The following is a 14,166-nucleotide window of genomic DNA, read 5'->3' on the forward strand; positions in this document are numbered from 1 at the left end:
CTGACATAGATATTATAACTTATCCCATATTATGTGTCAACAATATTTTGTGTACAAGTGCTCTGTTTTTTTCTAATGGAATACTGTATTTCCTAATTGCCTTCGTTTAGATAAGTCCAGCCTGCCCGCTGTTCAATTAAACCTCGCTTTAACAGCCGCCCAATAGCACGTTTAAAGGCCGCTTTGCTAATATGAAACTTATCCTTTATTATCTCAGGCGCAGTATTATCGTCGTAAGGCATTTTACCGCCACGTTCCCGCAAGTGGGCAAGGATGTTGCTTGCGTCAACATCTATTGCATCTTCCTTAAGCGGGCGTACTGAAATATTGATACGACCGTCTTCACGGACATATGTAACGCGAGCAGTAAGTTCCTGACCGATTTGGGGCCTAGATGTCATCTCATTTTTATGCAAAAAAGCTATATAGCGTTCTGGCGTAAATAAAAATGCGCCCTGATCACTAAAATTATAGACAGTTCCTGTAACGGTATCTCCAACCTGAACATCGCTCGCCGGTTTGGAGGCTTGCCTTAGCTCATCTTCTACTTCCATCGTCACTGCAAGCCGACCTGATTTATCAGTATATAGCTTTACCCATATCTTGTCACCGACAGAAAGCTTTCCGCGCATCTCGGCAAACGGAAGAAAAATACCGCGCTCAGCGCCTACGTCAACAAAGGCACCATCACGAGTAACATTAACGACCTGAACCCGCGCTACCTGACCCTCTTTCATCTTAGGGACTTTCATACTGGCCGTTGTTCTCCCTTTTGGATCACGGTACAGATAAACTTTAACTTCATCACCGATTTTAACAGGCTCAGTTTGCTGCAGCTTATGCAGTAAAATATCATCGGTTGTGTTGCCTGTACCAGCATCGAGGAAAGCACCCATATCACTAATCCTTACCACCTTTAGTACCGCAACGCTTCCTGGTACTAAAGCGGAACGTTCAGTTTTGCTCATATATTCCCTCTTCTCTATTCACTATATAACTGTGCTTTGGCCTCGCTCCACAGCCGTTCGATATTATAAAACCGTCGTTCTTCATCAACAAAAACGTGCACAACACAAGTTCCGAAATCCAAAAGAATCCAGCGAGCTTCATTATATCCTTCTTTATGAAGCATCTTTATTCCTTGCTCAGCTAACTTTTCGTCAATATTGTCGGCAATAGCTTTAACTTGGGTTGTTGTATTTCCACTGCATATAATAAAATAATCGGTTACTAACGTAACTTTTTTCATATCTAGGATTTGTATATCAAAAGCTTTCTTATCACTTGCGGCGGCTGCTATCAATTGCGGCATATCGCTAGCTAATTCGGTCATGTTGTCCCTCCTGCAAAATAACATTATAAGTAGTTTGTGATAATAACTACTTATTCTATTCTGGCAAATCAAGCACTATCCTGCTAAATTATTACTTTATATAATACCCTAAAGGCAGCCTACAATAAAGGCCGCCTTCAATTGCTACGCTTATTTTTATCAAATATCCCACTCATTTCAGACGAACGGGAATTAAACATACGGTCGACTACTTGTGCGATTCGTTCCGTGTCCGGGCTCCAATAGCTTAGTCCTTCATGCGTTACAAAGTTGCCGGGCAGCATTTCGATATGCAGATTTCCGGAATTTAAACCCTTTAAACTGTAAGCAAGCTTAAGCGCCTGCCCCGGCGGTATATCGGTTTCTACATGTTCCTTAGCCACACTGGCAAGTTCCGGAACTTTTATAATCAGCCCAGCGTTGAGAACCTCGCTGCTTAACGCTTTGATAAACCGCTGCTGACGTTGAACACGTCCTATATCGCCAAGTTCATCGCTCCGGTATCTAATATACTGACCGGATTTACGACCATCCAGATGCTGATAGCCTTTTTGAAGGCTAATCTCAAAATTGGCGTATGGGTCATTATAATGCATATCCCGCTCGACATAAAGATTTACTCCACCAACAATATCAACAACTTTAACAAAAGTTTGCCAATCGGCAGCCGCATAGTAATGAATCGGCAATTGTAAGAAGTCCTCTACTGTTTTTGCAGCAAGCCTTGGACCCCCAAAAAAATAAGCATGATTAATCTTGTCGTAGTTCTTTTGCCCCGGAATAATCACCCTTGTATCACGTGGTATTGACAATAGGTTAACTGTTCCGTCCTCGTTATTAATACTTGCCACAATCATGGTGTCTGAACGCCGCGGTGAATCAGCATTTGTTTCATCGCCGCTATCAAGTCCAAGCAGCAGTATATTGGTCCTTCCCGTTGGTTCTTTAGCGGAAACCGTATGCATGCTAGCCGGCACCGCATTGAATGCTATTTTATAAATATAGAAAGCCGCCCCGGCAACCGCTGCAATAAACATTATAAAGATAATTAAAACCAGTAGGACTCGCGACCAGCGAACTCTACGGCGAACGGTCCGCATTTTTTCTCCCCCTATACTTATTCAACAAATCATTCAGTTATATTCTTTAAAATTTGGTTACGCCCAGCAACAGTAGCCGGATGAATTAAGCCGCGCTGCTTAATAATGTATTCTAAAGTATGATCATAAGCCGCCAAGACAGCATGATCAAGATTATTTTCAGCAATTTGGCGCAGTTTTTCTACACCAGGAAAGTTTCGATTAGGTTCGATGAAATCTGCTAAATAAACAATCTTAGCCAGCTTGCTCATTGACAGGCCGCCGACAGTATGTTTCTCAATTGCCTCCAGAATTTCTTTGTCCCTAATTCCATACTTTTCTTCAGCAAGTTTTGCTCCAAGAGCTGCATGAAGCAGGATAGGCTGCAACCGCTCCACTTCATCGATATTAATCATACGTTTTGACGCTTCATCAGCAAGCTTTCGGGAAGGTATTTCTCGCGCACAGTCATGCAAAATACCAGCCAATCGGGCCTTATCCTGATCAGCGTCATATTTGCTGGCTAATAAAACTGCTGTTTCGCTTACCCCATATGAATGAAGCAGGCGTTTGGGCGTTAAAGAAATCTTTAATTTGTCAATAATCGCCTCGAGTTCCATTTTTATCACCTGTCATGATAAAATTCGCCAATTTTTGCTATATTCCTTCTGCAAAATAAAAAGCCTCCCGTTTTTGTAGGAGGCAGGTTAAAACTAGCCTTGCCGCGGTTTCGCTTCGTTGACTACAATTTGACGACCGCCTAGATCTGAACCATTCATAGCATTAATCATGTTATCAGCATCTGCGTCTTCAACTTCTACAAAACCAAAACCTCTTGAACGCCCAGTCTCTTTATCGGTTATTATCCTGCTTGAAATTACTGAACCGTGCGGACGGAAAGCGTCTGCCAAAGAATCTTCAGTGGTGGACCATGGAAGGTTGCCAACATAGAGAGTTTTTGACATCTAGGAAAACTCACCTCTTTTTCATGAAATCTAGGGAACCCTTGTTTACATTATCTGCAAACTAGGTAGTTTTATGCCTGCCTTTATTTGGTACAACCACTGTTAATTGCTTAAATATACAGACCTTCTTTTAGAATATAACTTTCTACACTTTCCGGAACGACATATTTAATAGATTGCCCTTTTCTAACGCGCTCACGAATATCTGTCGAAGATATCTCAAGTTCAGGTGTTGCCAGACGATGAATTCGTCTCCGCCCGAGCGTACCGAATCTTTTAATAACATTATCTAAACTGCTTATACACCCAGGCCGGGTTGCGCCAACAAAATGACAAAGCCCAATCAGCTCGTCTATCTGTTCCCAAGTAGGCAAATCTTGGATTGCGTCCGCCCCGGTTATAAAATAAAGTTCTGTCCTTTTGCCATATATTTTTATCAGTTCTTTAACTGTATCAATTGTAAACGAAGGTCCGGATCTTTCCAGTTCAATAGGCGATACACAAAAATAGGGGTTCGAGTAAGTCGCCATCACCGTCATAATATAACGATGCATCGCCGGAGTTACATTTTGGTCTTGCTTATGCGGTGGATTTCCTGCAGGTATAAACAAAACTTTTTCTAGACCGTATTGAATGCGCACTGCCTCAGCGGTAACTAAATGGCCAATGTGAATGGGGTCGAATGTACCACCCATTATGCCGATTTTTCGCTTTTCCGTCATACCAATCTCCCTATTGCAATGTTCGGCTGTCAATATATTATTCTTCCCAACATTATACCACAGTAATTAACTATCTCAGTATACCATATTCAATTTACTATAATAATTGAGCTAATAAGCTCCAGATTAAGAAAATAACTAGCCCTATTAAAATAAGAGCCCGCAAGTAGTCTTTTATATCATGTCTGGCTTTTGCTGTTTTCTGATAGTTATAGAGTGCCCAAAAATAGCCTGTAAATTTTTTATTCATCTCTAAGCACCCCACCTAATATAAGTATTAATTCCTTCATATGTTACAAAAAGGGGAACCGGCCGGATACTATTAACTGTCGAAAAATTATAAGGCTCTTGTCAATTGCTAAACAAGAGCCTGTCAAAATATACTCACCTTATTTGACCATCACCGGCAATAACATACTTAATGGTAGTGAGTTCCGGTAAACCCATCGGTCCGCGCGCGTGAATTTTTTGGGTGCTTATGCCGATTTCAGCCCCAAAGCCGAATTCAAAACCATCAGTAAACCTTGTTGATGCATTAACATAAACGGCTGCAGCATCGACTTCCTGCTGAAACCGCCGGGCATTATTATAGTTTTTAGTTACGATTGCCTCGGAATGACGTGTTCCATACTTAGCAATATGCTCTAGAGCTTCGTTAAGACCTGAAACTACTTTAACCGACAAGATAAGATCATGATATTCAGTTGCCCAATCCTCATCTGCAGCCGGTTTAACGGCCCTATTATAGACGGCTGTTTTTGGGCATCCTCTGAGTTCTACCCCCGCTTGATTGTATTTTTCAAGCATACTGGGCAGAAACTTGGCTGCAACTGCCTCATGTACTAATAAGGTCTCCATAGCGTTGCAAACCCCCGGTCGGGAAACCTTGGCATTGTAAGCAATAGCTTCTGCCATGTTTAAATCAGCCGACTCATCTACAAAAGTATGACAGATGCCTGTTCCGGTTTCAATTACCGGTACCGAGCTATTTTCGACTACTGTCTTTATGAGACCCGCCCCGCCCCGCGGAATAATGACATCTAGGTACTGATTTAGTTTTAGCATAGCATTAACCGCTTGACGGTCAGTTGTTTCAATAAACTGAATAGCCCCCTCGGGAATCCCGGCGGTATAGGCCGCCGCTGTAATTACCTTAATTATCGCAGTATTGGAGGCAATAGCTTCCGAACCGCCGCGCAAAATGACGGCATTACCCGACTTTAGGCATAATCCGGCAGCATCCACAGTTACATTAGGACGAGCCTCATAAATAATACCGATTACACCAAGCGGAACCCTCACTTTCGTGATTTCAAGACCGTTGGGGCGGCGCTTGGTTCCTAGTCCTTCACCGATAGGGTCAGGCAAAGCTGCTATTTGCCTAAGACCCTCGGCCATTGCTTTTACTCTAGCCTCATTCAAAAGCAAACGATCAAGTAACGCTTTAGATAACCCTTTGGCCTTCCCGTTTTCTATATCAGTGTCGTTTGCTGCCATAATATCACTTTGAAAGCGCTCCAAAGCATCTGCCATTTCGATAAGGGCTTTATCCTTGATAGTTGAAGGCATTACAGCGAGCTTTCTGGCTGCGGTTTTCGCCGTTTTTCCTTTATACGTGAGTTCTGCAGCATAGTCCATATTGATCCCTCCCACCTCTAAACTAAAACCACCAAGTTATCGCGATGTATTATTTCATCATAAGGTTTATTTCCTAAAATCTCAGTAATCTCATCGGTGTGCCGTCCCATGATTTTTCGAATATCATCCGAGCTATAGTTAGAAATGCCGCGGGCAATTTCCCGTCCTGCTTCCGAAACAACTCTAACGGTATTACCGTGCTCAAATTTGCCATCAATAGCTATAATACCGGCCGAAAGGAGACTGGAACATTTCATAGTAATAGCTTTTTCACAACCACTATCCACTACAACCGAGCCTTGAATACGCGCCCCGAAAGCCAGCCAGCCTTTACGTGTTTGTAAGCGGTTATGCTTGGCAGGAAATATAGTCCCGATATCGCTGCCCCTAAGAATGTCACGAATTGCGCCATCTCGCCCACCTGAGGCAATCAGCATGTTGACACCAGAATTTATAGCAATTTTTGCTGCCTGAAGCTTAGTATACATTCCGCCCGTTCCGCGCAGCGAACCAGGACCGCCGGCCAAGGCTTCAATTTCAGGCGTAATATCAGCGACCTCACTGATGAGTTTAGCGTCAGGATTTTTTTGGGGATTATCATTATAAAGACCTTCTATGTCAGAAAGGATTATTAGCAAATCAGCATCAACAATGCTGGCGACCACGGCTGAGAGCGTATCGTTATCGCCGATTTTTAATTCATCGATGGCTACCGCATCATTCTCATTGATAACCGGTATTACACCCATTTTCAAGAGGGTCAAAAGTGTGGTGCGCGAGTTTATATAACGTTTATGCTTGACTGAGTCTTCACGCGTTAAAAGCACTTGGGCCACAACTTGTCCGTACTCGCCGAACAATTTCTCATATGTATGCATAAGTATGCCTTGACCTACAGCAGCAGCAGCCTGCTTTTCGGGGATTGTTTTTGGCTTTTCCTTTAGACCTAGACGATCCATCCCGGCCCCCACAGCTCCGGAAGTTACCAAAATTACCTCTTTGCCTTGATTGGCTAAATCAGAAAGTTCCCGTACCAATTTTTCTATCCGAAAAAAGTTAAGCTTGCCTGTGCTATGGGTAAGCGTGCTTGTTCCTACTTTTACGACAATGCGTTTAGCCTCAGCTAAACTGGTTCTGGTAAACATGGTCCTCTCCCCCACCTACAAATTAAGGTAGTTCTATTTTAGGTTTCTCATGATTTTTCTGATATAAAAGCCCGTTACGGCCAATAACCTGGACTAACTCCGCTCTGGCGGCCTTAGATAATTGTGCAATAGCGTCCTTAGGCTCTTCGGAACAATTTTGCAGTACCCGAACTTTGATAAGCTCACGAGCGGCTAATGCCTGTTTGGCACTTTCAACTACAGAATCAACGACACCGGCTTTGCCAATTTGCACCACCGGATCAATTTCACTGCCCATAGCGCGCAGAAAACGCTTTTGCTTGCCTGTCAGCACACAATCTTCCAACGTCTTGCCTCCTTATTCCCTATACTCAAACTCCATGTGACGAATCCGAACAGTATCGCCTTCTTTGATACCGCGTTCACGGAGCGCATCCTCGATTCCGATCCTGCGCCAAGCAAGCTGAAAGCGGCGTACGCCTTCATCATTATCAAAGTTAATCATGGCAACAATTTTCTCAATTTCTTTACCATGAACAACATAAGCGCCGTCATCATCACGAGTTATCTTAAATTCTTCTTCCGGCTTAGCTTCAAAAATAACCGGCGCTGCAATACTTTCTTGAGGCTCCTCAACGTATTCAGCTAGCAATTGCCCTGCTCGCTGCATAAGCTTCTCTAGGCCTTCTCCGGTTGCGGCCGAAACAGGATATATCTCGCGCCCCTCTTTGGCCATATATTCAGCAACCCGCGCAAAATTTGCCTGCGCCTCAGGTAAATCCATTTTGTTCGCCGCCACAATTTGCTGGCGTTGCGAGAGTTTCTCGTTGTATAAGCTAAGCTCCTTATTTATCTTTTGATAGTCCTCAATCGGATCACGGCCCTCAAGACCGGAAACATCAAGGACATGAATAATTATTTTAGTTCTTTCAATGTGGCGCAAAAAATCATGGCCAAGACCAACGCCTTCATGCGCCCCTTCAATCAGACCTGGGATGTCGGCAAGCACAAAGCTCTTTCCCTCATCAATTCTTACCACCCCCAAAACCGGTGTAAGGGTAGTGAAATGATAGGCAGCTACTTCCGGCTTAGCCGAGGACACTTGAGAAATAATGCTTGACTTGCCTACACTGGGATAGCCTACGAGTCCTACATCCGCAAGTAATTTTAACTCAAGCAGCAAAGTACTGCTTTCGCCAGGCTCCCCATTTTCAGCAAAAGTCGGTGCTCGATGGGTACTTGAAACAAAGCGGGCGTTGCCGCGACCGCCCCGACCGCCGCGCGCAACAACTACCTGTTGTCCCGCAGTTGTAAGATCGGCGATGACTTCACCGGTTTCTTCATTTCGGACGATGGTCCCTGGCGGAACCTTAATGAAAAGCGGGTCGGCAGCACGGCCATGCATATTTTTAGTTTGGCCATTTACGCCACGCTCAGCGGCAAATTTTCGTTTATAGCGAAAATCAATTAATGTATTAATATTAGGATCAACTACTAGAACAATATCACCGCCGCGGCCTCCGTCACCGCCACTAGGCCCTCCCTTGGGCACATATTTTTCTCGGCGAAAGCTTGACATACCGTTCCCGCCGTCACCGGCTTTTACATGAATTTTTGCTCTGTCTATAAACATTCTAAATCCCCTTTAAGCCAATGTAAATTCTCATTTAGCCTGATGACTATTCTTGGATAGAGCTGATACCCCGCCTGAAGCAAAATCTACTTTATTGTAATATGCGCAATAAACAAAAATTTACACAACATCAAGCTTATGTTTGCACTCGCGTTGGCGGGCGTGTCTCATGATTTGGTCATCCACCAATCCCTTATCTTTAGCTAAATCTTCGATATAATTAAGGGCCTTTTCCGACCTGCCAAGTTGCAGCATCGCATGAATAACCTGCAGATGATTAATAAAATCATGACGCTGCACTCTAAGCAACCTAACCAATTCCTCGCAAACTTGACCATTTTCCGGCGTTTTATCCATAATAGCGATAATTCCTCCCCCGAATAAGTGAGTAGGAGTCTGTCTATTTTAAATGTATGTACTTCGCCATACTAGGAAAAGTTTCCTGTTCAGCTAGCAAAAATAATAATACCTGCGGCCGTGTGACCGCAGGTACTTGTTACATAGCTTCTTCTATAGCATATACGCTGACTTGTCTGTCTACGCGACCTTTACGTTCGAAGGACACGCGACCGGCAATTTTTGCATATAAGGTGTCGTCTTTACCGATACCAACGTTTTTGCCCGGATGGAAGTGCGTACCTCTTTGACGGACTAAAATGCTGCCGGCGGTAACAACTTCACCTGCATGGCGTTTTACGCCTAAGCGTTTGGATTCGCTGTCGCGACCGTTACGAGTACTACCCACACCTTTTTTATGAGCAAATAACTGTAAGTCAAATTTAAACATCAGTAATTCACCTCCTGTGTTCTATTATCCGAACACTCCGCGAATGTTGCTTGGCAATTTCGCTAAGCCCAAGCAGCATTGTTTCCAAAATAGCGCTAGTTAAGCTATCCGGCGATAATAATAATTCAAGTTTAAGATTACCGCTTTCAATATCCAACTCAATTTCGCGTCCTAAATATCGCTCAAGCCCTAGTATTGACGTTTGGGTTAAGGCTGATACTGCAGCACAGACAATATCCTGACCATGCGGCGCTGTATCGGCATGTCCTTTTACACTAAAGCCAACAATAGCTTGGGCCTGATTACGAAAAATATCTATCGTGATCATTAAGCCTCGATTTTCTCAATAACAACTTTGGTAAACGGTTGGCGATGGCCTTGGCGTCTACGGTAGTTGGATTTTGCCTTATATTTGAATACCAAAATCTTCTTACCTTTGCCATGCTCCAGAACTTTTGCTGTCACTTTCGCGTCAGCTATTACCGGTTTGCCAAGAATCAATTCGCTGTCTTTTACAACAGTTAACACGCGGTCAAACTCAACTGTTTCGCCTTCGTTAGTATCAAGCTTTTCGATAGTAAGTACATCGCCTTCGCTGACACGATATTGCTTTCCGCCTGTTTCGATAATTGCGTACATTGTTACACCTCCCTTTCGATTAGACTCGCCGAATACGGTGCGCCGAAAGGCGCTTTATACAACCTCTCCGTGCGGTTCGGGAACGTAAGCACAAACGCCTACAATATAGAATGTTAACATACCGGATAATCTTTGTCAAACGCTTATTGCTTATGATGCAGAATCGTAAAAACCTCAGGATGCATCGACGATACGGATTCGATCATTATGCTTCGCCCAAGCTCCTTCTGCAATGAAGCAACCTCGTCTCCCCGATTAAGGATTGCTGCAACCGTCGGATGAACCTGAACAATGGCATCGCCCTGCCAGCTTGCTTGTGAGCTAAGCTTGCGAAGGCGCCGCCTGATATTTATACTAACAGTTTCCGGGGAATGAACCCTCCCTCGCCCTTCGCAGCAAGGACAAGCGGTATATAATATACTTTCAATGTTCTGACGCGACTTTTTACGAGTCATTTCAACAAGACCCAGCCCTGTAAGCCCAATGACATTTGTCTTTGTCCGGTCTTTCTTTAAATGTCCTGTAAGCGTTTCAAGCACGGCTTGTTTATGTTCATCAGTATCCATATCAATAAAATCAATTATGATTATACCGCCGATATCTCTTAACCTGAGCTGCCGAGCAATTTCAGCTGCCGCCTCAAGGTTAGTGCGAAATACGGTATCTTCAAGACTGCTGTCCCCTACGTACTTGCCGGTATTAACATCAATAACTGTCAACGCTTCAGTCCGATCAATTATTATATATCCGCCACATTTGAGCCACACACACCGTTGACCTAGCTTTTCAAGTTCCTTTTCAATACCAAAGTGATCAAAAACGTCTTCTCTTCCCTCATATAAAACTGCCTTAGTCACTAATTCCGGCGAAATTGCTTTTAACAAATCACAAACCCGGCCATATGCTTCACGGTTATCAAGAATAAGTTGATCAACATCTGCGGTTAAATGATCCCTAACGACACGAATAACCATATCGACGTCGCGATACAATAACGCCGGAGCATGCGCCCGTTTAGCTCTGGCTGCCAGAGAGTGCCATAGATTATAGAGATAGTCGGCATCCTTTTTTAAATCAGCCTCATCTTTGCTTTGGGCTACTGTTCGAATTATAAGCCCTGTACCCTCTGCTTTTATTTTACCAGCCAATGTCTTTAACCTTTCCCGTTCGCTGTCTTGGTCAATGCGGCGGGAAATGCCGATATAATCCACTGTCGGCATGAGGACTATATAGCGCCCAGGCACAGTAATATTGGTTGTTGCTCTCGGCCCTTTGGTGCCAATAGGCTCCTTTACAATTTGAACAATTATGTCTTGTCCAACAGTAAGGTTTCCGCTTCCGCTCATAGTCTGAGGCGAGATATCACCGGTGTATAAAAAGGCATTTTTATCACAGCCGATATCTATAAATGCTGCCTGCATACCCGGTAGAATATTTTTTATTTTCCCTTTATAAATATTTCCAACAATATGCGCATTATCTGTTCGTTCTATAGCCACTTCCGAAAGCTCGCTGTCTTCGAGAAGCGCCATCCGAGTTTCCTCCGGCATAACGTTGACAATTATTTTCTTGGCCATCGTAATCCCCCTTGCCAATGCCGCCCCCTTTTATTATCAAAGGTCAAGCGGCGACAACTGTATGCCTTTGTCAATAATATACAGTCCCAGTCGGTTAATTGAAATGCTGTCTTTTTCAATCGGCAGTCCAAACGACACTGCTAAGGTTTCAATAACTTCACTGGGCTTAATTGTTCCTTTTGGCGTAATGATACAAGCAAAATTTATTATAAGCTTATTCTCTTCTACGCTCGCTTCTACTCGCTTAACAAACTCTTTAACACTAATCTCGCGTTTGCCTTTCGGTGATTGGCGGGTAAAGTGCACCTCCTGAGCATTATTAAAATTACTCAGACTGGCATCAATTGCCGCTTTGTCGGCTTTGGACGAAATTGAGGCAATTACACTATATTTAGCTAAATTAACACTTGCCATCAAGGCTGGGCTTGTGGCGGGAATATATTTGGCTCGTTTCAAATGGACACCCGGCGGCAGTTTAGCGCCGAGTTGGCTTATAACATCATTTACCGCTACTTCCCGTTTAAGCTCGATATCTACATATTCAGCATCACTCGCTACCCCTACACCCAGCGCCGAGGCAAAGGCGATTTTCATATGCGGGTTAAAACCTTCGGAATAGGCTGCCGGCAAATTTGCCCGCCGAACAGCACGTTCAATTGCCCTGGCATAATCGAGATGGGCTATAAACCGTATTTCATTGCCCTTAGTAATTTCCATCCGTAATTTAGCCATTCGTTTCATTCCCCCAATCGAGAACCTCTACTCCGAGTCCCGGACAAACACCGCAGGCACTGCAGGCATCACGACGGCAATCAATGGTATAGGCTTCAGATACCGCATTTTGATATTCACGGATCAAAAACTTTTTATCCACACCGCAGGAAATATGTTCCCAGGGCATATGCTCGTTTTGATGTCTTTCTCTGTTAGCATAAAACGCCGGATCTAATCCAACTGCCTTGAAGGCCTCCATCCAGACATCAAACTTAAAATGTTCAGACCAACCGTCAAACTTTGCACCGTTCTGCCAGGCCTTGATCAGCACTTTGGACAAACGACGGTCGCCGCGCGAGAATACACCTTCCAATAAACTTGTTCTGGAATCATGATAGTTGAACGATATGCTCCTATCACGCAATTTTTCTTTTAAAAGTCTTTGTTTACGCTCAATCTCAGCTATGGAGCTTTGTCCAAACCATTGGAATGAGGTATGAGCCTTAGGCACAAACGAAGATACACTGACCGTCACCTTGGCGCCGCGGCGGCCTTTAACCTCTTTATAAATATCGAGAACACGATGAGCAAGCTTAGCAATTCCCTCAACGTCTTCATCCGTCTCAGTAGGTAGTCCAATCATAAAATAGAGCTTAACTGTTGACCATCCAGCCTTAAAGGCAGCGCTTACTGCCATTTCCAAATCTTCTTCAGTTACGCCTTTATTAATGACATCACGCATACGCTGGGTGCCCGCCTCCGGCGCAAATGTTAGACCGCTTTTTCTCACTTTTTGTACTTCATGCGCCAATTCTACAGAAAAACTGTCAATTCGCAGCGAAGGCAGCGAAACACTAACCCCTTGGCCCTTGAATCTCGCCAAAAGTGCTCTAACGATTTCATGTAAGTGCGAATAATCGGCAGAACTCAGCGAAGTCAATGAAATTTCATTATAACCGGTATTATCAATAAGCTGCTGAGCCAATTCAACCAACTTTTCCGGCCGTCTTTCCCGTACAGGCCGATAAATTACCCCGGCCTGACAGAACCGGCAGCCGCGCGTACAACCGCGAAATAGTTCAAGCATAATACGGTCATGAACAATGTCAAGAAATGGCACAACCGGCTTGGTTACAAATTCTACCTCATTGAGATCCTTTACCACCCTTTTGGTTACAGTCGGGCGAACCTCGGCACAGTTAGGCGTTACCCTAGCAATTGTCCCGTCATCGTTATAAGCTACATCATATAGGCTTGGAACATAAATCCCGCTGATTTTAGCCATTTCTTTTAGTAAGGCGGCTCGACCGCCAGGTTTGCCGGCTTTTTTCCATTTACCGCAGGCTTCAACAACCTCCTCAATTACCTCTTCACCTTCGCCGATAACAAACAAATCAAAGAAATCAGCAACCGGTTCCGGATTGAAAACCGATGGTCCGCCTGCTATGACAAGCGGGCATTCGTCTGTACGCTCTGCCGCCAGCAGCGGTATACCAGCTAGGTCAAGCATATTAAGAACATTAGTGTAAATCATCTCATACTGCAGTGAGAACCCAAAGATGTCAAACTCGCTAATTGGCTTAAAACTCTCTAAGCTGAATAAAGGAATTTTTCCGGCCCGCATTTCGGCTTCCATATCTACCCATGGGGCATACACCCGTTCCGCCGCTGTATCAGTCCGGTTATTCAATATTTGGTACAAAATTTTCAAACCGAGATTAGACATTCCAACTTCATAAACATCTGGCAACGCCAGTGCTACAGTAACATCGACCAGAGCATGGTCTTTCTTTATACTATTAACCTCATTGCCTGTGTAACGCGCCGGTTTCAATACGCGGCTCAAAACACCATTATCTAAAACAACCATCTTTACCTCCATCTATTGCTGAGAATGTATGTACATATTGTTCCCATTGTCATCCAAAAAATAGTCAGTATACCCTACCTTAGGT

At 44.0% G+C, this 14,166-nt stretch carries 17 protein-coding genes; all 17 read right to left on the minus strand.

The genetic code is table 11. From position 1 onward, the window contains the following. Nucleotides 1-92: 92 nt before the first annotated feature. Entirely contained in the window at nucleotides 93-968 is an 876-nt protein-coding gene (locus GX348_09790; GenBank protein NLP42467.1) for a S1 RNA-binding domain-containing protein, read from the minus strand. A gap of 14 nt (nucleotides 969-982) precedes the next feature. Next, nucleotides 983-1,333 (minus strand): ribosome silencing factor, encoded by a 351-nt coding sequence (gene rsfS, locus GX348_09795; protein ID NLP42468.1) that lies wholly within the window; start codon nucleotides 1,331-1,333, stop codon nucleotides 983-985. Between the two features lie 137 nt (nucleotides 1,334-1,470). Next, nucleotides 1,471-2,433 (minus strand): LCP family protein, encoded by a 963-nt coding sequence (locus GX348_09800; protein ID NLP42469.1) that lies wholly within the window; start codon nucleotides 2,431-2,433, stop codon nucleotides 1,471-1,473. 29 nt (nucleotides 2,434-2,462) lie between these two features. Next, the gene (locus GX348_09805) at nucleotides 2,463-3,032 is read right to left on the minus strand and encodes an HD domain-containing protein (protein NLP42470.1); all 570 of its coding nucleotides are present in this window, start codon (nucleotides 3,030-3,032) and stop codon (nucleotides 2,463-2,465) included. A gap of 93 nt (nucleotides 3,033-3,125) precedes the next feature. After that, nucleotides 3,126-3,377, minus strand: coding sequence for an RNA-binding protein (locus GX348_09810; GenBank protein NLP42471.1), 252 nt, complete (start codon nucleotides 3,375-3,377; stop codon nucleotides 3,126-3,128). Nucleotides 3,378-3,487: 110 nt separating this feature from the next. Beyond that, nucleotides 3,488-4,099, minus strand: a complete 612-nt coding sequence (locus tag GX348_09815; GenBank protein NLP42472.1) for a nicotinate-nucleotide adenylyltransferase — start codon at nucleotides 4,097-4,099, stop codon at nucleotides 3,488-3,490. A gap of 384 nt (nucleotides 4,100-4,483) precedes the next feature. Next, nucleotides 4,484-5,737 (minus strand): glutamate-5-semialdehyde dehydrogenase, encoded by a 1,254-nt coding sequence (locus GX348_09820; protein ID NLP42473.1) that lies wholly within the window; start codon nucleotides 5,735-5,737, stop codon nucleotides 4,484-4,486. Between the two features lie 17 nt (nucleotides 5,738-5,754). Further along, nucleotides 5,755-6,882 (minus strand): glutamate 5-kinase, encoded by a 1,128-nt coding sequence (proB, locus tag GX348_09825; protein ID NLP42474.1) that lies wholly within the window; start codon nucleotides 6,880-6,882, stop codon nucleotides 5,755-5,757. Between the two features lie 22 nt (nucleotides 6,883-6,904). Beyond that, nucleotides 6,905-7,195 (minus strand): ribosome assembly RNA-binding protein YhbY, encoded by a 291-nt coding sequence (gene yhbY / locus GX348_09830; GenBank protein NLP42475.1) that lies wholly within the window; start codon nucleotides 7,193-7,195, stop codon nucleotides 6,905-6,907. A gap of 24 nt (nucleotides 7,196-7,219) precedes the next feature. Then, nucleotides 7,220-8,494 carry a GTPase ObgE gene (gene obgE, locus GX348_09835; protein ID NLP42476.1) on the minus strand — a complete coding sequence of 425 codons (1,275 nt, stop codon included), beginning with the start codon at nucleotides 8,492-8,494 and terminating at the stop codon, nucleotides 7,220-7,222. Nucleotides 8,495-8,614: 120 nt separating this feature from the next. Continuing rightward, nucleotides 8,615-8,851 carry a histidine kinase gene (locus GX348_09840; GenBank protein ID NLP42477.1) on the minus strand — a complete coding sequence of 79 codons (237 nt, stop codon included), beginning with the start codon at nucleotides 8,849-8,851 and terminating at the stop codon, nucleotides 8,615-8,617. Nucleotides 8,852-8,990: 139 nt separating this feature from the next. Further along, nucleotides 8,991-9,281 carry a 50S ribosomal protein L27 gene (gene rpmA, locus GX348_09845; GenBank protein NLP42478.1) on the minus strand — a complete coding sequence of 97 codons (291 nt, stop codon included), beginning with the start codon at nucleotides 9,279-9,281 and terminating at the stop codon, nucleotides 8,991-8,993. Between the two features lie 7 nt (nucleotides 9,282-9,288). After that, nucleotides 9,289-9,609 carry a ribosomal-processing cysteine protease Prp gene (locus GX348_09850; protein NLP42479.1) on the minus strand — a complete coding sequence of 107 codons (321 nt, stop codon included), beginning with the start codon at nucleotides 9,607-9,609 and terminating at the stop codon, nucleotides 9,289-9,291. Beyond that, complete coding sequence (gene rplU / locus GX348_09855; protein ID NLP42480.1) at nucleotides 9,609-9,920, minus strand: 50S ribosomal protein L21; 312 nt, start codon at nucleotides 9,918-9,920, stop codon at nucleotides 9,609-9,611. Before rplU ends, GX348_09850 begins: the two co-directional genes overlap by 1 nt. 143 nt (nucleotides 9,921-10,063) lie before the next feature. Next, nucleotides 10,064-11,497 carry an Rne/Rng family ribonuclease gene (locus tag GX348_09860; protein NLP42481.1) on the minus strand — a complete coding sequence of 478 codons (1,434 nt, stop codon included), beginning with the start codon at nucleotides 11,495-11,497 and terminating at the stop codon, nucleotides 10,064-10,066. A gap of 36 nt (nucleotides 11,498-11,533) precedes the next feature. Next, nucleotides 11,534-12,229, minus strand: coding sequence for a DUF2344 domain-containing protein (locus GX348_09865; GenBank protein ID NLP42482.1), 696 nt, complete (start codon nucleotides 12,227-12,229; stop codon nucleotides 11,534-11,536). Further along, a complete protein-coding gene (locus tag GX348_09870; protein NLP42483.1) occupies nucleotides 12,222-14,081 on the minus strand; it encodes a TIGR03960 family B12-binding radical SAM protein in 1,860 nt (619 codons plus the stop codon). The genes GX348_09865 and GX348_09870 overlap by 8 nt, the downstream gene beginning before the upstream one ends. Between the last annotated feature and the right edge of the window lie 85 nt (nucleotides 14,082-14,166).

The organism is Veillonellaceae bacterium, from assembly GCA_012523975.1.
Classification (GTDB): Bacteria; Bacillota; Negativicutes; order JAAYSF01; family JAAYSF01; genus JAAYSF01.

Bases quoted from the DNA above. Each gene is read 5' to 3' on its own strand.
- GX348_09810 (NLP42471.1), bottom strand. From the start codon at position 3,377: ATGTCAAAAACTCTCTATGTTGGCAACCTTCCATGGTCCACCACTGAA.
- GX348_09870 (NLP42483.1), bottom strand. From the start codon at position 14,081: ATGGTTGTTTTAGATAATGGTGTTTTGAGCCGCGTATTGAAACCGGCG.
- obgE (NLP42476.1), bottom strand. From the start codon at position 8,494: ATGTTTATAGACAGAGCAAAAATTCATGTAAAAGCCGGTGACGGCGGG.
- GX348_09790 (NLP42467.1), bottom strand. From the start codon at position 968: ATGAGCAAAACTGAACGTTCCGCTTTAGTACCAGGAAGCGTTGCGGTA.
- proB (NLP42474.1), bottom strand. From the start codon at position 6,882: ATGTTTACCAGAACCAGTTTAGCTGAGGCTAAACGCATTGTCGTAAAA.
- GX348_09850 (NLP42479.1), bottom strand. From the start codon at position 9,609: ATGATCACGATAGATATTTTTCGTAATCAGGCCCAAGCTATTGTTGGC.
- GX348_09860 (NLP42481.1), bottom strand. From the start codon at position 11,497: ATGGCCAAGAAAATAATTGTCAACGTTATGCCGGAGGAAACTCGGATG.
- GX348_09815 (NLP42472.1), bottom strand. From the start codon at position 4,099: ATGACGGAAAAGCGAAAAATCGGCATAATGGGTGGTACATTCGACCCC.
- rsfS (NLP42468.1), bottom strand. From the start codon at position 1,333: ATGACCGAATTAGCTAGCGATATGCCGCAATTGATAGCAGCCGCCGCA.
- GX348_09865 (NLP42482.1), bottom strand. From the start codon at position 12,229: ATGGCTAAATTACGGATGGAAATTACTAAGGGCAATGAAATACGGTTT.
- rplU (NLP42480.1), bottom strand. From the start codon at position 9,920: ATGTACGCAATTATCGAAACAGGCGGAAAGCAATATCGTGTCAGCGAA.
- GX348_09840 (NLP42477.1), bottom strand. From the start codon at position 8,851: ATGGATAAAACGCCGGAAAATGGTCAAGTTTGCGAGGAATTGGTTAGG.
- GX348_09800 (NLP42469.1), bottom strand. From the start codon at position 2,433: ATGCGGACCGTTCGCCGTAGAGTTCGCTGGTCGCGAGTCCTACTGGTT.
- GX348_09820 (NLP42473.1), bottom strand. From the start codon at position 5,737: ATGGACTATGCTGCAGAACTCACGTATAAAGGAAAAACGGCGAAAACC.
- rpmA (NLP42478.1), bottom strand. From the start codon at position 9,281: ATGTTTAAATTTGACTTACAGTTATTTGCTCATAAAAAAGGTGTGGGT.
- GX348_09805 (NLP42470.1), bottom strand. From the start codon at position 3,032: ATGGAACTCGAGGCGATTATTGACAAATTAAAGATTTCTTTAACGCCC.